Annotated in this window: 2 protein-coding genes; both read left to right on the top strand. The window is 73.3% G+C overall.

Translation table 11 applies throughout. The features are described 5' to 3' along the window. The coding region (locus ACIQRL_RS31240) for a type I polyketide synthase (RefSeq protein ID WP_401337795.1) at positions 1 to 8,243 on the top strand (8,243 nt) is incomplete at its 5' end. A gap of 131 nt (positions 8,244 to 8,374) precedes the next feature. After that, the gene (locus ACIQRL_RS31235; protein WP_401337807.1) at positions 8,375 to 18,538 is read left to right on the top strand and encodes a type I polyketide synthase; all 10,164 of its coding nucleotides are present in this window, start codon (positions 8,375 to 8,377) and stop codon (positions 18,536 to 18,538) included. Positions 18,539 to 18,559 lie beyond the last annotated feature (21 nt).

The raw sequence follows: 18,559 nt of genomic DNA, 5'->3' as shown, positions 1-18,559 counted from the left end.
ACACGCAGGCCGCGGCCGGTGTCGCGGGCATCATCAAGATGGTCATGGCGATGCGCCACGGCGTGCTGCCCCAGACACTGCACGTCGACGAGCCGACTCCGCAGGTGGACTGGGAGCCGGGTGCCGTCTCGCTGCTGGCCCAAGAGGTGGCGTGGCCCGAGACGGGTCGCCCGCGCCGCGCGGGTGTGTCGTCGTTCGGTATCAGCGGTACCAACGCCCACACGATCATCGAGCAGGCCCCGGAGCCGGAGGGTTCTCCGATGGCGGAGGTCGGTGTGGTGCCGTGGGCGCTGTCCGGGAAGAGCCCGGAGGCCCTGCGGGACCAAGCGCGAGCACTGCTCGCGTATGCGACGGGTGCTCCGGAAACGGCTGCGAGCGAGATCGGGCGCGCCCTGGCGGTGGGCCGCGTCTCGTTCGAGGAGCGGGCCGCTGTCGTGGCGGGCGACCGCGAGGGCCTGTTGGCCGGGCTGGCAACCCTCGCCGAGGGGCGCACCGTTCCCGGTGTCGTCAGCGGCTCCGCCGTCGGTGGCAGGCTCGCCTTCCTGTTTACGGGGCAGGGGAGTCAGCGGCTGGGTATGGGGCGTGAGTTGTACGCGGCCTACCCGGTGTTCGCGGCGGCGCTGGACGCGGTCGCGAGCCGGATGGGCCTCGAACTCCCGCTGAAGGACGTGCTGTTCGGGGACGATGCGGAGCTGCTGAACCGGACGGAGTTCGCGCAGCCGGCGTTGTTCGCGGTCGAGGTGGCGTTGTTCCGGCTGTTCGAGTCGTGGGGTGTGCGGCCGGACTACGTGTCCGGTCATTCGGTCGGTGAGATCGCGGCCGCGCATGTGGCCGGGGTGTTCTCACTGGAGGACGCCTGCACACTCGTCGCGGCGCGGGGCCGGCTCATGCAGGCGCTGCCGGAGGGTGGCGTGATGATCGCGCTCCAGGCGACGGAGGACGAGGTCACCCCGCTGCTGTCGGAGCGGGTGAGCATCGCGGCGATCAACGGGCCGAAGTCCGTGGTGATCGCGGGTGACGCGGACGAGGCCGAGAGGATCGCCGGTTCGTTCAGCGACCGCAGGTCCAAGCGGCTGAGCGTGAGTCACGCGTTCCACTCGCCGCACATGGACGGCATGCTGGAGGCCTTCCGCGAGGTCGCGGAGAGCATCACGTACGCGACCCCCGGGATAGCACTGATCTCGAATGTGAGCGGTGCTCTCGTTTTGGAGCAGTTGACGCAGCCCGAGTTCTGGGTGCGGCACGTCCGTGAGGCGGTCCGTTTCGCCGACGGCATGCGCGCGCTCGAAGCCGCCGGTGTCACCACGTACCTCGAACTCGGACCCGACGGCGTCCTCTCCGCCATGGGCCAGGACTGCGTCGAGGACGCCGGCGCGGCTGTCTTCGTTCCCGCCCTGCGGGGCGGGCGCGACGAGGCCGAGACCGCCGTCACGGCCATCACCCAGGCCTACGTACGGGGCACCCGGATCGACTGGCGCGCCTTCTTCGCCGGCGCCCACGAAGACACCTCATCGCTTACGGCCGATCTGCCGACGTATGCCTTCCAGCGCAAGCGCTACTGGCTGGACCTGGCGGGTGTCGCACGTGTGGCGGGCGACGGGGCGGACGACGGTTTCTGGGACGCGGTCGAGGAGGCGGACTGGGACTCCCTGACCGCCGAACTGGACGTGGCCGACGACGCCACCGTCAACGAGCTCTTGCCTGCCCTCTCGGCTTGGCGCAAGCGCCGCAAGGCCCAGTCGGAGGTGGATGGTTGGCGTTACCGGGTCAGCTGGCAGCCGTTGGCCGGTATGGCCGGCCGTGGGCTGAGTGGTACGTGGCTGGTGGTGTCGCCAGACCCGGCCGACGCGGCCGATGTCGTGACTGCACTGTCCGGTGCCGGGGCACAGGTACGCACGCTGGCCGTCTCAGCCGGTGCCGATCGCGCGGCGCTGGCCGGACTGTTCGTCGACCCGGCTGACCTCGCGGGTGTCGTCTCGTTGTCGGGTGTGGTGGACACTGCCGTTCTGGTGCAGGCGTTGGGTGATGCCGGTGTCACGGCCCCCCTGTGGGCGGTGACGCGGGGTGCGGTTTCCGTGGGTCGTTCCGACCGTCTTGCCGACCCGGTTGCCGCTGGCGTGTGGGGGCTGGGGCGGGTTGTCGCTCTGGAGGACCCGGACCGTTGGGGCGGTCTGATCGACGTCCCGGTCGAGTTGGACGAGCGGGCGGGTGCGCGGTTCGTCAGTGTGCTGGCCGGTGCGGAGTCGGGTCTTGATGAGGATCAGGTCGCGGTGCGGGAGGCGGGGGTCTTCGGGCGTCGTCTTGTCCGTGCCCCGCGCGGGGAGGGCTCCTGGATCCCGTCCGGGACTGTTCTGATCACCGGTGGTACGGGTGTTCTGGGTGGCAAGGTCGCGCGGAGGTTGGCCGCCGAGGGTGCCGAGCGTCTGGTGCTGACCAGCCGTCGTGGCATGGACGCTCCGGGCGCGGCCGAACTGACGGCCGAGCTGGCCGACTTGGGCGCCGACGTGTCCGTGGTGGCGTGCGACGCCGCCGACCGGGACGCGCTGCGGGAGCTGCTCGCCGCCGAGGCGGAGGGCCTGACGGCTGTGTTCCACACCGCCGGCATCCTCGACGACGGCATGCTCGACACACTCACCCCGGACCGTTTCGCCGCAGTCCTGCGGGCCAAGGCGGAGTCGGCCCGTAACCTGCACGAGCTGACGGGTGAACTCGGTATCGAGCTCGATGCGTTCGTGCTGTTCTCCTCCATGAGCGGCGTGCTCGGTGCGGCGGGTCAGGCCAACTATGCCGCTGCCAATGCCTACTTGGATGCTCTGGCGGAGCAGCGTCGTGCCGACGGTCTGGCCGCGACGTCGCTCGCCTGGGGCCCGTGGGCCGAGGGGGGCATGGCCGCCGACCAGGCGTTGGAGGCCCGTATGCGCCAGGGCGGTGTGCCGCCCATGGCGCCGGAGACGGCGCTGACGGCGATGGTCCACAGCGTCGGTTCGGCCGAGGCCGCGCTGATGATCGTGGACGTGGAGTGGCAGCGCTACGCACCGACCCTCATGGCTGTAAGGCCGTCCGGTCTGCTGGCCGAGCTCCCCGAGGCGCGGGTCACGGAAGCAGCGTCGGCCGGTTCAGCCGAAGGGGCCGCACCGCTCGCGGCGCGTCTGGCCGGCAAGACCCGGGCCGAGCAGGAGAAGGAGCTGCTGGCCCTGGTCCGTACGCAGGTGGCGGCCGTGCTCGGGCACGGCGGATCGGAGTCCGTGGGGGCCGAACGTGCCTTCAAGGAGCTGGGTTTCGACTCGCTCACCGCTGTCGAGCTGCGCAACCGGCTCGGTGCCGCGACCGGCGTGCGGCTTTCCGCGACGCTCGTCTTCGACTATCCGACGGCGGCGGCCTTGGCCCAGCACCTGCGAGACGAACTGCTGGGAAGCCAAACGGTGTTGGCGGCCGCCTCGGCGGTGGCGCCCGCGGTGGACGACGACCCGATCGCGATCGTGGCGATGAGCTGCCGCTTCCCCGGCGGCGTACGGACCCCCGAGGACCTGTGGAAGCTGCTGCTCGAAGGCGGCGACGCCATCGGGGAGTTCCCGGCCGACCGCGGGTGGGACCTCGACAAGCTCTACAGCCCCGACCCCGACAAGCAGGGCACCTTCTACGCCCGTGAAGGCGGATTCCTCTACGAAGCGGCCGAGTTCGACGCGGAGTTCTTCGGGATCTCGCCGCGCGAGGCCCTCGCCATGGATCCGCAGCAGCGGCTGCTGCTGGAGACGTCGTGGGAGGCGTTCGAGCGGGCAGGCATCGACCCGAACTCGCTGCGGGGCAGCCAGGCAGGCGTGTTCGTCGGAACCAACGGCCAGGACTACGGGGCGTCGTTGCGCGCCGTACCGGACGGGATCGAGGGCTACCTCGGCACCGGCAGCGCGGCGAGCGTCGTCTCCGGCCGCCTTTCCTACGCCTTCGGGCTGGAGGGTCCGGCGGTCACCGTCGACACGGCCTGTTCGGCGTCGCTGGTCGCCCTGCACTGGGCCGCTCAGGCGCTGCGCAACGGCGAGTGCGACCTGGCGCTCGCGGGCGGTGCGACCGTGATGTCGTCCCCGGGCGCGTACATCGACTTCAGCCGTCAGCGAGGGCTGGCGGCGGACGGTCGGGTCAAGGCGTTCGCGGCCACGGCCGACGGCACGGGCTGGGGCGAGGGCGTGGGCATGCTCCTGGTGGAGCGGCTCTCCGACGCCCGCAGCAACGGCCACCCGGTGCTGGCGATCGTGCGTGGCTCGGCCATCAACCAGGACGGCGCGTCCAACGGTCTCACCGCGCCCAACGGTCCGTCCCAACAGCGCGTCATACGGTCCGCGTTGGCGCACGCCGGGCTCTCGGCCGGTGAGGTGGACGCGGTGGAGGCGCACGGCACCGGCACCCGACTGGGCGATCCCATCGAGGCGCAGGCCCTGTTGGCGACGTACGGGAAGGACCGTCCGGAGGGGCTGCCGCTGCACCTCGGCTCCATCAAGTCGAACATCGGGCACACCCAGGCCGCGGCCGGTGTCGCGGGCGTGATCAAGATGGTGCTCGCGATGCGGCACGGCGTGCTCCCGCGCACGCTGCACGTGGACGAGCCGACGCCGCACGTCGACTGGGAGGCGGGCGACATCTCGCTGCTCACCGAGCCCGTCGCCTGGCCGGAGACCGGCCGTCCGCGCCGGGCCGGCGTCTCCTCGTTCGGCTTCAGCGGGACGAACGCGCACACCGTCCTGGAGCAGGCCCCCGCCTCCCCGGAAGAGGACCGGCCCGTCCCGACGTCTGCCGACGAAGTCGTGCCGTGGCTCCTGTCGGCCAAGTCCGACGCGGCCCTGCGGGCCCAGGCCCGTGCGCTGCGCACCCGGGTCGCCTCCGACGGCTCGCTGACCCCGACCGACGTCGCCCACACCCTCGCCACCTCCCGGGCCGCCCTGGACCACCGCGCGGTGGTCGTCGGCGCCGACCGGGACACCTTCCTCGCGGCGCTCGACGCGCTGGCGGCGGGCGACCAGGCACCGGGAACGGTTCGCGGCACCGCCACCGACGGCGCACTCGCCTTCTTGTTCACCGGCCAGGGGAGTCAGCGGCTGGGTATGGGGCGTGAGTTGTACGCGGCCTACCCGGTGTTCGCGGCGGCGCTGGACGCGGTGGCGGAGCGGATGGACCTCGAACTCCCCCTGAAGAATGTGCTGTTCGGGGAGGATGCGGAGCTGCTGAACCGGACCTCATACGCGCAGCCGGCGTTGTTCGCGGTCGAGGTGGCGTTGTTCCGGCTGGTGGAGTCGTGGGGCCTCGTGCCGGACTTCGTGTCGGGGCACTCGATCGGTGAGATCGCTGCCGCTCATGTGGCCGCCGTGCTGTCCCTGGATGATGCCTGCAGGCTCGTGTCGGCGCGTGGTCGGCTGATGCAGGCCCTTCCCGAGGGCGGGGTGATGATCGCGCTGGAGGCGACCGAGGCCGAGGTCACGCCGCTCCTGAACGAGCGGGTGAGCATCGCGGCCGTCAACGGGCCCCGGTCCGTGGTGATCGCGGGTGACGTGGACGAGGCGGAGAGGATCGCCGGTTCGTTCACGGACCGCAAGTCCAAGCGCCTGACGGTCAGTCATGCGTTCCATTCGCCGCACATGGACGGGATGCTCGCCGACTTCCGCAAGGTGGCAGAGGGGCTGACCTACGACAGTCCGCGGATCGCGGTCGTGTCGAACCTGACCGGCGCGGTGGTCACCGACGACATGGCCGACCCCGACTTCTGGGTCCGCCATGTCCGTGAGGCGGTCCGCTTCGCCGACGGCATCCGCACCCTGGAGGCCCAGGGCGTCACCACCTACCTGGAGTTGGGCCCCGACGGGATCCTCTCCGCCATGGCCCAGGAGGGCATCGAGAACGAGAACGCCGCCTTCGCCCCCGCACTCCGAGGCGGCCGTGACGAGATCCGGACCGCTCTGGCGGCCCTCGCCGCGGCGCACACCCACGGCGCGCGCGTCGACTGGGGGACGTTCTTCGCCGGCACGGGCGCCGGGCGAGTGGACCTGCCCACGTACGCCTTCCAGCGCAAGCGCTACTGGCTTGAGGAGGCGGTGGTCACCGGTGCGACGGCCGGTGGGACGGACGCCGGTGGCACGGTGGACGCCGAGTTCTGGGCGGCCGTGGACACGGCGGACCCGGCCGCGCTCTCCGACGCGCTGGGCGTGGACGCGGACCAGCCGCTCAGCGCCCTGCTGCCCGCGTTGTCCGCATGGCGGCGCAAGCACGCCGAGCGATCCGTCGCGGACGGGTGGCGGTACGCCGTCACCTGGCGGCCGGTGGGTCTGCCGGCCGGAGCCCGGCCCACCGGAACCTGGCTGCTGGTGACGCCCGAGGTCGGGCACCCGGTGGTCGACGCGGTGCGGACGGCCCTGGCCGGGGCCGGTGTGGACGTACGCGAGGTGACCCCCGCTGCGGCCGCCGCCGACCGCGCGGGACTGGCCGTCGGGCTGCGCGCGGCGCTCGCGGGCGACGCGGCCAACGGTGTGCTGTCCCTGCTGGCGCTCGCCGAGGACCCGCATCCCGCCCACCCGGCCGTACCGACCGGGCTGATCCAGACGGGCGTTCTCGTCCAGGCCCTCGGTGACGCCGGGATCGACGCACCGCTGTGGTGCGCGACCGCCGGCGCCGTGGCCGCCACCCCGGCCGCGAAGGTCGAGAGTGTGGCCCAGGCGCAGGTATGGGGCCTGGGCCGGGTCGTAGCGCTGGAGCACCCGGAGCGCTGGGGCGGGCTCGTGGACCTGCCGGTCGTGCGGGACGAGCGGACCGGCGACCTGCTGCTCGCCGCGCTCGCCGATGCGGGCGACGAGGACCAGCTCGCGGTCCGCGCCTCCGGGCTGCTGGCCCGTCGCATGGGTCACGCCGCGACCGGCGGCGAACTCCCCGAGGGGCGCACCGCGTGGATCCCGCGCGGCACGGTCCTCGTCACCGGAGGCACCGGGGCGCTCGGCGGGCACGTCGCCCGCTGGCTCGCGGAACGCGGAGCCGAGCACGTGGTGCTGGCCGGCCGACGCGGACCGGACGCACCGGGAGCAACTGAACTGGCTCGGGAAATCGAGAAGTTGGGTGCGCGTGCCACGGTCGTCGCCTGCGACGTGACCGACCGGGACGCGCTGTCCGGGCTACTCGCCGGACTGACCGGCTTGACGACGGTCTTCCACACCGCGGGTGCCGGACAGTTCGCGCCGCTGGACGAGACCACGTCCGGCGAGCTCGCCGAGGTGGTCGACGCCAAGGTCACCGGCGCCACACACCTGGACGAGGTGCTGGGCGACACGGAGTTGGACGCCTTCGTCCTCTTCTCCTCCATCGCCGGCGTCTGGGGCAGCGGCGGCCAGGCCGCTTACGCCGCCGCCAACGCCCACCTGGACGCCCTCGCGCAACGGCGCCGAGCCGACGGCCGCACGGCCACCTCCGTGGCCTGGGGCCCGTGGGACGGCGGCGGTCTGGTCGCCGACGCGGAAGCCGCCGAGCAGCTTCGTCGTCGCGGACTGGCCCCCATGGCACCGGAGTTCGCGATCTCCGCCCTGCAACAGGCGCTGGACACGGACGACACGGCAGTGACGGTCGCGGACGTCGACTGGGCGCGGTTCGTGCCGGCCTTCGTCGCCGCCCGCCCCCGGCCCCTCATCGCCGATCTGCCCGAGGTGCGCAGCGCGCTCGTCGAGGAGCAGCAGGCGGCAGGCGGCACCCAAGTCGCCGACATCGCAGCCTCGTTGCGGGGCAAGTCGGTGGAGGAGGCGGAACGCGCCGCGCTCGACCTGGTCCGTACGCACGTCGCGGCCGTGCTCGGCCACGACGGCGCGGGCGAGATCGCGGCCACGCACGCCTTCAAGGAACTGGGCTTCGACTCGCTGACGGCGGTCGAACTGCGCAACCGCCTCAACTCCGCCACCGGACTGAAGCTTTCGGCCGCGCTGGTCTTCGACCACCCGACCCCGACCGCACTGGCCGCCCACATCAGGGCGGAACTCCTGGGCGAGGACACCTCGGCACCACTGCCCGCCCTCGCCGAGATCGACAAGCTCGAACACCTCCTCTCCTCGGCCCCCGAGGACACCACCGAACGCGCCCGCGTCACCGCACGGCTCGAAACGCTCCTGGCCAACTGGAACAGGGCGGAGCGAGCGGTCATCGGAGAGGACGACGAAGAAGCCCTCGACTCGGTATCCGCCGACGACCTCTTCGACATCATCAACAACGAATTCGGAAAATCCTGACCTGATGACCGATCCGATGGCCGATCCGATGGCTGATCCAAAGACCGATCTGATGATCGAGCCCCTTTCCGCATTCATTTCACAGCTCCCCAGGAGGTGACGTTCCGATGGCCGGCGCGAACGAAGAAAAACTGCTCGAAAACCTGAAGTGGATGACCGCGGAGCTGCGCCGTGCCCGGCGCCGCCTCCAGGAGACCGAGGCGGATGCCCGGGAGCCGATCGCGATCGTGGCGATGAGCTGCCGTTTCCCCGGCGGCGTGCGCTCGCCCGAGGATCTGTGGCAGCTGGTGGCCGAGGGCGGCGACGCCATCTCCGGCTTCCCCGCCGACCGGGGCTGGGACATCGCGTCCCTCGCCGACCCCGACCCGGAAAAGAAGGGCACCTTCTACAACACCGGCGGGGGATTCCTCGACGGCGCCACGGAATTCGACCCAGGATTCTTCGGGATATCCCCGCGCGAAGCCCTCGCCATGGACCCCCAGCAGCGCCTTCTGCTGGAGACCGCCTGGGAGGTGTTCGAACGGGCCGGTATAGACCCCACCGAGGTCCGCGGCAGCCGCACCGGCGTCTACGTCGGCGCGGGAGCCATGGGGTACGGCGCCGACCTCGCCGAGGTCCCGGAAGGGCTGGAGGGCCTGCTGCTCACGGGCGCGGCCACCAGCGTCCTGTCCGGCCGGCTCGCGTACGTCTTCGGACTGGAGGGTCCGGCCGCCACCATCGACACCGCCTGCTCGTCCTCGTTGGTCGCCCTGCACCTGGCCGCCCAGGCACTGCGTCAGCGCGAGTGCTCGCTCGCCCTGGTCGGCGGCGTGTGCGTGATGCCCAACCCGGACGTCTTCGTGGAGTTCAGCCGGCAACGCGGGCTCGCCGCCGACGGGCGCTGCAAGTCCTTCGCCGCGTCCGCGGACGGCACCGGCTGGTCCGAGGGCGTCGGCGTGCTTCTGGTGGAGCGCCTGTCCGACGCCCGCCGCAACGGGCACCAAGTCCTCGCCGTCGTACGCGGCTCCGCTGTCAACCAGGACGGCGCCAGCAACGGCCTCACCGCCCCCAACGGGCCCGCCCAGCAGCGCGTCATCCGACAGGCCCTGGAGAACGCCCAGCTCTCCGCGGCCGAGGTCGACGTGGTCGAGGCGCACGGCACCGGCACCACCCTCGGCGACCCCATCGAGGCCCAGGCCCTGCTCAACACCTACGGCCAGGACCGGCCCGCCGACCGACCACTGCGCCTGGGCTCCCTGAAGTCCAACCTCGGGCACACCCAGGCCGCCGCCGGTGTGGCGGGCATCATCAAGATGGTCATGGCCATGCGCCACGGCGTACTGCCGAAGACCCTGCACGTGGACGAGCCCACTCCGGCCGTGGACTGGTCCGGCGGCGCCGTCACGCTGCTCACCGAGGCCGAGCCCTGGCCCAGCGCCGGCGCGCCCCGCCGCGCGGCCGTCTCGGCCTTCGGCGTCAGCGGCACCAACGCGCACACCGTCCTCGAACAGGCCCCCGATCCTGAGGCCGAGGAGAAGACCGCCACGCCTGAGACCGGGGAGAAGACCGCAGCGCCGGGTGCCGAGGAGGAGACCGCCGCGCCCGTCACCGCTCCCGGTGTGCTGCCCTGGACCCTGTCCGGCCGCAGCGACGCCGGTCTTCGCGCCCAGGCCACCCGGCTGCACACCGCGGTCGGTACCGACCTCGTCGACGCGCGCCCGCTCGACCTCGCCCACTCACTCGCCACCACCCGAGCCGCCCAGGAGCACCGCGCCGTGCTCATCGGCCGCACCGGTGACGATCTGACCCGCACGCTCGCGGCCCTGGCCGAGGGGGTGTCGGCCCCTGGGCTGGTGCGGGGCGCGGCCACCAAGGCCGGTCGTACGGCGTTCCTGTTCACGGGGCAGGGGAGCCAGCGGCTGGGTATGGGGCGTGAGTTGTACGCCGTGTATCCGGTGTTCGCGGCGGCGCTGGACGCGGTCGCGGAGCGGATGGATCTCGAACTCCCGCTGAAGGAGGTGCTGTTCGGCGAGGACGCCGAGCCGTTGCACCGGACGGAGTTCGCGCAGCCGGCGCTGTTCGCGGTCGAGGTCGCCCTCTTCCGGTTGTTCGAGTCGTGGGGTGTGCGGCCGGACTTCGTGTCCGGTCACTCGATCGGTGAGATCGCTGCCGCGCATGTGGCTGGGGTGTTCTCGCTGGAGGACGCCTGCAAGCTGGTGTCCGCGCGGGGTCGGTTGATGCAGGCGCTGCCCGACGGCGGCGTGATGATCGCCCTCCAGGCCACCGAGGACGAGATCACGCCGCTGCTCGGCGAGCGCGTGAGCATCGCCGCGATCAACGGGCCGCGGTCCGTGGTGATCGCGGGTGACGCGGACGAGGCCGAGAGGATCGCCGGTTCGTTCTCCGACCGCAAGTCCAAGCGGCTGAACGTGAGTCACGCGTTCCACTCGCCGCACATGGACGGCATGCTGGACGCCTTCCGCGCCGTGGCCGAGGGCCTGACGTACGAGCGGCCGAAGATATCGGTGATCTCGAATGTGAGCGGTGCTCTCGTTTCGGAGCAGTTGACGCGGCCCGAGTTCTGGGTGCGGCACGTCCGCGAGGCCGTCCGTTTCGCCGATGGCATCCGCGCCCTCGAAGCCGCGGGCGTGACCACGTATCTCGAACTCGGTCCGGACGGCGTCCTCTCGGCCATGGCTCAGGAGTGCATCGAGGGCGACGCCGTCCTCGTACCCGCCCTGCGCGGTGGCCGCGACGAGGCCGAGACCGCCGTCACCACCCTCGCCCTCGCCCATGTCCACGGCACGAGGGTCGACTGGGCCTCGTACTTCGCCGGTTCCGGCGCGCGCCGGGTCGACCTGCCGACGTACGCCTTCCAGCGCGAGCGCTACTGGCTGGAGCCCGGCACCGGCGGCACCGGAGACGTGAGCGGGGCCGGGCTGGACCCCGCCGGGCACCCGCTGCTCGGCGCGGCCGTCGCGCTGGCCGGCACCGACGGCGTACTGCTCACCGGTCGGCTCGCCCCGGGCGCGCGGCCCTGGGCCGGGGCCGAGGGCGTGCTGCCCGGTGCCGCGCTCGTCGAGCTCGCCCTGCACGCGGCCGACCGGGCCGGCTGTGAGTACGTCGAGGAACTGACACCCGGAGCGGCGCTGACGCTGCCCGCCGAGGGTGCCGTACGGCTCCAGGTGTTCGTGGCGGGCGCCGACGAGCGGGGCCGCCGTGCCCTGACCGTCTCCGCGCGCGCCGAGGACGCCCCGGCGGACACACTGTGGACGTGCCACGCACGAGGGGTCGTCGCGCCCACGGCGCCGACCGCGCAGTTCGAGCTCACACAGTGGCCGCCGATGGGCGCCGAACCGGTGCCGGCCGACGCGCTGACCGGGACGGACCTGGTCGAGGCCGCCTGGCGGCGAGACGGGGACCTCTTCGTCGAGGTGCGGCTGCCCGAGGACGACGCCGAGGCGGGCCGGTTCGGCCTTCACCCGGCCCTGCTCGACGCCGTCGCCCAGGCAGCCCGCGCTCTGGACGCCGAGCCGCCCGCCACCGGCCCGGTGGCCGGCGCCTGGACCGGCGTCGCGCTGCACGCCCACGGCGCCGGCGCGCTGCGCGCCCGTATCCGTTCCCTCGGTGACGGCGCCCTGGCGCTCGACCTCGCCGACGACCTCGGCGACCCGGTCGCCACCGTGGCCACGCTCGTATCGAACCCCTACACACAGGTCACCGAGGGCAGGCCGGACGTCGTCCGCGACGCGCTGTTCCAGCTCGACTGGATGCCCGTGAGCCCGGCCGCCGGAGCCTCGGGGGAATGGGCGGTGCTCGGGACCGACGCGTTCGGCCCCGCCACCCCCTACGCGGACCTGGCGGCGCTGGCCGCCGCGATCGACGCCGGGGCACCCGTACCGGCGTGCGTCGTCGCCCCGCTCGTCCCGGCCGGCCCTGAGGCGGAGGGCGACCGGACCGGAGCGCTGCACGCGGCGACGCGGCGCGCGCTCGCGCTCGTCCAGGGGTGGACGGCCGACGAGCGGTTCGCCGACGCGCGCCTGGTCGTGGTGACCCGGGGCGCGGTCGCCGCCCCCGACGAGTCGGTGAGCGGCCTGGCGCACGCCGCCGTGTGGGGTCTGGTGCGCTCCGCCGAGACGGAGAACCCCGGTCGGTTCGTGCTGGCCGACGTGGACGTGTCGGGCGCGGACGTCCCGGCCGGGGTCCTCGCGGGCCTGGCGTGCGGAGAGCCGGAACTCATGCTGCGTGCCGGGCAGTTCACCGCGCCCCGCCTCACCCGCAGCCGCCCCGGCGTCCGTACGGAGGCGTCCGCCCTCGACCCGGACGGCACCGTCCTGATCACCGGCGGCACCGGCACCCTCGCCGGGATCGTCGCCCGTCACTTGGCCGCCGAGCACGGCGTACGGCACCTGCTGCTGCTCAGCCGTCGCGGCGCCGAGGCGCCGGGCGCACCCGAACGGGCCGCCGAACTGGCCCGGTTGGGTGCCCACGTCACCTGGGCCGCCTGCGACGCCGCCGACCGGGACGCACTGTCGGACGTCCTCGCCTCGCTGCCCGCCGAGCATCCGCTGACGGCGGTCGTGCACACCGCCGGTGTCCTCGACGACGGCGTACTGGCCTCCCTCACGCCCGAGCGCCTGGACGCCGTGCTGCGGCCGAAGGCGGACGCCGCGCTCCACCTGCACGAGCTGACCCGGGACCTGCCGCTCGCGGCGTTCGTCCTCTACTCCGCCGTCGCCGGCACCCTCGGCGCGGCGGGCCAGGCCAACTACGCCGCCGCCAACGTCCTGTTGGACGCGCTCGCCCAGCACCGCCGCGCCCAAGGACTGCCCGCCACGTCCCTGGCCTGGGGGATGTGGGCCGACGCGAGCACCATGACCGGCGCACTCGACGCGGTCCAACTGCGCCGCATGGAGCGGCACGGTGTGGGCGGGCTGTCCGCCGCCGACGGCATGGCCCTGTTCGACGCGGCCCTCACCGCCGACCGTGCGCTCCTGGTGCCGGCCCGGCTGAACCTCGCAGCGCTGCGTGCCGCATCCGCGCCGGGCCCGGTCGCCCCGGTGTTCCGGGCACTTCTGGGCGCGGGCGGCCGACGCAGGGCCCATGTGCGCACCGGGGGCGGTACCCCGCTCGCCGAGCGCCTGCGACGGCTGCCCCTCGCCGAACAGGACCGAGCCCTGCTCGACCTGGTCCGCCAGCAGGTCGCCGGGACCCTCGGACACGCTTCGCCCGAACAGGTCGACACGGCAAAGGCGTTCAAGGACCTCGGCTTCGACTCGCTGACCGCCGTAGAGCTGCGCAACCGGATGAACACCGCCACCGGGCTGAAGCTCACCGCCACCCTCGTCTTCGACTACGCCTCGCCCGCCGCCCTCGCCCGCCATCTGCGCGACGAACTCCTCGGCGGAGAAGCGGACTTCGAGACGGAGGGCGGCGCGGGTGTGCCGCAGAGCGCCGCGAGCCTCGCCGACGACCCGATCGCCGTCGTCGGCATGAGCTGCCGTTACCCCGGCGGTGTGCGCACCCCCGAGGACCTGTGGCGGCTCGTCGAGTCCGGCGCCGACGCGATCTCCGGGCTGCCCGTGAACCGGGGCTGGGAGACCGCGGGCCGGCTCACCGGCCAGGACGGCCGTGCCTTCACCGGCGGCTTCCTGCACGACGCCGACACCTTCGACGCCGACTTCTTCGGCATCTCCCCGCGCGAGGCCCTGGCCATGGACCCCCAGCAGCGCCTGCTGCTGGAAACCGCCTGGGAGGCCGTCGAGCGGGCCGGCATCGACCCGACCGCGCTGCGCGGCAGCCGCGCCGGCGTGTTCGTCGGCGCGGGCTACGGCGCCTACGACGCCCACCTGGAGGAGTCCGGAGCGGACGGCGTGAGCGGCCATGTGATGACCGGCAACGCGGGCAGCGTGCTCTCCGGCCGCGTCTCCTACGTCCTCGGACTCGAAGGTCCCGCGGTCACCGTCGACACCGCCTGCTCCTCCTCGCTCGTGGCCCTGCACTGGGCGGTCCAGGCGTTGCGCACCGGCGAATGCGACCTGGCCCTCGCCGGTGGCGTCACCGTCATGTCCACCCCGGGGACCTTCACCGAGTTCAGTGAGCAAGGCGGCCTGTCGCCCGACGGGCGCTGCAAGGCGTTCGCGGCGGCGGCGGACGGCACGGGCTGGGGTGAGGGGGTCGGCATGCTGCTCGTGGAGCGGCTGTCGCGGGCCCGCGCCAAGGGGCACCCGGTCCTCGCGGTGGTCCGTGGCTCGGCCGTGAACCAGGACGGCGCCTCCAACGGTCTGACCGCGCCCAACGGCCCCTCCCAACAGCGGGTCATCCGGGCCGCGTTGGCGAGCGCCGGACTGTCCGCCCATGAGGTCGACGCCGTCGAGGCACATGGCACGGGTACGCGGCTGGGCGACCCGATCGAGGCGCAGGCGCTGCTCGCCACGTACGGCCGGGAGCGCGACGCGAACCGGCCTCTGCTGCTCGGCTCCGTCAAGTCCAACCTCGGGCACACGCAGGCAGCGGCCGGAGTCGCGGGCATCATCAAGATGGTCATGGCGATGCGGCACGGCGTGCTGCCCCGCACCCTGCATGTCGACGAGCCGACGCCGCACGTCGACTGGACGGCCGGGGACATCTCCCTGCTCACCGAAGCGGTCGCCTGGCCCGAGACCGGCCGTCCGCGCCGCGTCGGCATCTCCTCCTTCGGCATCGGCGGCACCAACGCCCACACGATCGTGGAGCAGGCCCCGGAGCCGGTGGCCCCCGCGGTGGGTGAGACCCGGACAGGGCCCGCGCACACGCTGCCGTTCCTGCTCTCGGCCCGTACCGATGACGCCCTTCGCGCCCAGGCCGCCCGCCTGCTCGCATCGGTGGAGGCCACCGAGGGAGCAAGCCCGCTCGCTCTCGCCCACTCGCTGGCGACCGGTCGCGCACACCTCGACCGGCGCGCGGCGATCGTCGCCGGGAGCCGTACGGAGCTCACCGAGGCCCTGGCCCGCCTGACCGCCGGCCAACCGGCGCCCGGCACCGTCATCGGCTCGACCAACGACGGCCGCACCGCGTTCCTGTTCACCGGTCAGGGGAGTCAGCGGCTGGGTATGGGGCGTGAGTTGTACGCGACGTACCCAGTCTTCGCGGAAGCGCTGGACGCGGTGGCGAGCCGGATGGACCTCGAACTCCCGCTGAAGGAGGTGCTGTTCGGCGAGGACGCCGCACTGTTGAACCGGACGGAGTTCGCGCAGCCGGCGTTGTTCGCGGTCGAGGTGGCGCTGTTCCGCCTCGTCGAGTCGTGGGGTGTGAAGCCCGACTTCGTGTCGGGGCACTCGATCGGAGAGATCGCTGCCGCGCATGTGGCCGGCGTGCTGTCCCTGGACGATGCCTGCAGGCTCGTGTCGGCGCGTGGTCGGCTGATGCAGGCCCTGCCGGAGGGCGGGGTGATGATCGCGCTGGAGGCGACCGAGGCCGAGGTCACGCTGCTCCTGAACGAGCGGGTGAGTATCGCGGCCGTCAACGGGCCCCGGTCCGTGGTGATCGCGGGTGACGCGGACGAGGCGGAGAGGATCGCCGGTTCGTTCAAGGGCCGCAAGTCCAAGCGTCTGACGGTCAGTCATGCGTTCCATTCGCCGCACATGGACGGGATGCTCGCCGACTTCCGTAAGGTGGCGGAGGGCCTGACCTACGAGTCCCCGCGGATCGCGGTCGTGTCGAATCTGACCGGCGCGGTGGTCACCGACGACATGGCCGACCCCGACTTCTGGGTCCGCCATGTCCGTGAGGCGGTCCGCTTCGCCGACGGCATCGGCACCCTCGAAGCCGCGGGCGTGACGACGTACGTCGAACTCGGCCCCGACGGGATCCTCTCCGCCATGGCCCAGGACTGCCTCGATCATCCCGACACCCCCGTCCTCACCCCCGCCCTGCGAGCAGGGCGGGAGGAGGCGCACACCCTCACCACCGCCCTCGCCCTGGCCCACGCCCACGGCACCCCCGTCGACTGGACCGCGTACTACGCCGGCACGGGTGCCGGGCGCGTGGACCTGCCGACGTACGCCTTCCAGGGGCGGCGCTTCTGGCCGGAGCCCGTCGGCGCGGGCGCCGCGGCGCCCGGCCGTGGCCTCGCGCAGCCGAACGTGGACGCCCGCTTCTGGGACGCGGTCGAGCGGGCGGACCTCGTCTCGCTCGTCGGCGCGGAACTGGACATGGACCGGCCGCTGACCGACGTACTGCCGGCTCTGTCGGCCTGGCGGCGCGACCAGCGGGAACGGTCGCGGGTCGACGACCTGCTCTACCGGGTCGCCTGGCAGCCGTGGTCCGGCGCGCGGACGGGTACACCCGCGGGCACGTGGCTCGTGGCAGTACCGGCGTCGCACGCCGAGGACGCGTGGGTGCGCGCGCTGACGGACCGGATGGGCGCGGGCGGCGCCCGGGTCGTGCCGCTCGTGCTCGACACCGAGGACACCGAGGACACCGAGGGCGCCGACCCGAGCGTGCTCGGCGGGCGTCTCGCCGCCGTGGACGGGCCGCTCGCCGGTGTGCTCTCCCTGCTGGCGCTGGACGAGCGTCCGCACCCGGACCACCCGGGCGTTCCCGTCGGGCTCGCGCTGACCTCCGCGATCGCCGGCGCGGTCGACAGGCTGGGTGCCCCGCTGTGGTGCGTCACCCGGGAGGCCGTCGCCGCGCTGCCCGACGACACCCTCGCGGGTGCCGTACAGGCGCAGGTCTGGGGCCTGGGCCGGGTCGCCGCCCTGGAGCACCCGGAGAACTGGGGCGGACTCATGGACCTGCCCGCGACCTGCGACGACCGTGTCCTTGCATCCGCGATGGCCGTGCTCGCCGCGGCGGGCGACGAGGACGAGGTGGCGGTCCGCGCCACCGGCACCGTCGTACGGCGTCTGGTACGCGGTGCCGAGTCCGCCGCACCCGACTCGGGCTGGAACCCGCGCGGCACCGTCCTCGTCACGGGCGGCACCGGCGCGCTCGGCCGCCACGTGGCGCGCCGGCTCGCCGAGCGTGGCGCCGAGCACCTCGTACTGGTCAGCCGGCGCGGTGCCGACGCCCCGGGGGCGGCCGACATCGAGGCCGAGCTGACCGCGCTCGGTGCCTCCGTGACCCTCGCGGCCTGCGACGTCGCCGACCGTGAGGCGCTGGCCGCGCTGGTGACCGGGCTCGCCCGGGCCGGTACGCCGGTACGGGCCGTGGTGCACGCGGCGGGTGTCTCACAGCCGCCCGGCACCGCCGAGGACCTGCCCGGTTTCGCCCGGGTGGTGGCCGCCAAGACGGCGGGCGCCGTTCACCTGGACGCGCTGTTCGACACGCCGGACTCACCGGACTCGCTCGACGCGTTCGTGCTCTTCTCGTCGATCGCGGGCGTGTGGGGCAGCGGTGGCCAGGGCGCTTACGCGGCGGCCAACGCCTTCCTCGACGCGCTCGCCGAGCGGCGCGCGGCCCGCGGCCTGGCCGCCACCGCCGTGGCCTGGGGCCCGTGGGCGGAGGGCGGCATGGCCACCGAGGGCGACGCCGAGGAGCAGCTCACCCGACGCGGCCTGCCGCCCGTCGCCCCCGCCACCAACCTGCTCGCCCTGGAGCGGGCCGTGGCAGTCGGGGACGCGACCCTGACCGTCGCCGACGTGGACTGGGCGCTCTTCGCGCCCGTGTTCGCCGCGGCCCGGCCCCGACCGCTCGTCGGCGACCTGCCCGAGGTGCGCGACGCGCTGCGCGGCACGGCCGGCGACGCGCCGGAGTCGGCCGACGCCACGCCCGAGGCGCTGCGCCGACTGGCCGGGCTGACCGGGGACGAGCGAGCCGCCGCGCTGCTGGAACTGGTGCGCGAACACACGGCGACGGCCCTCGGCCACGCCTCCGCCGACGCCATCGCCCCCGAACGGGCCTTCAAGGAGCTCGGGTTCGACTCGCTGACCGCCGTAGAGCTGCGCAACCGGCTCGGCGCCGCGTGCGGACTGCGCCTGCCGTCCAGCCTGGTCTTCGACCATCCCAATCCCCAGGCCCTGACCCGGCATCTGCTGGCGTCCCTGTTCCCCGAGGGCCACGGCACGGCCGCCCCGGTCGTGGACACCGATCCGCGGGACGCCGAACTGCGCCGGACTCTCGCCACCATCCCGCTGGGACGCATCCGCGATGCCGGACTCCTCGACACCCTGCTCCGACTCGCCGGACCCGAAACCCCCAGCCCCCTGGACCCGGCCGACGAGGCCGAGTCCCTCGAATCCATCGACTCGATGGACCTCCAGAGCCTCCTCGACCTGGCGCTCGACGGCGCCGACGGCTCCGGACACGACGACGACAACGACAGCAACCGATTCTGACGCGCCCGAAGTGCGGAGTAA

Source organism: Streptomyces sp. NPDC091209 (genome assembly GCF_044757755.1).
Classification (GTDB): domain Bacteria; phylum Actinomycetota; class Actinomycetes; order Streptomycetales; family Streptomycetaceae; genus Streptomyces.
The sequence above is the reverse complement of the archived record's forward strand: the minus strand, read 5'-3'. Positions and strand labels throughout refer to the sequence as shown.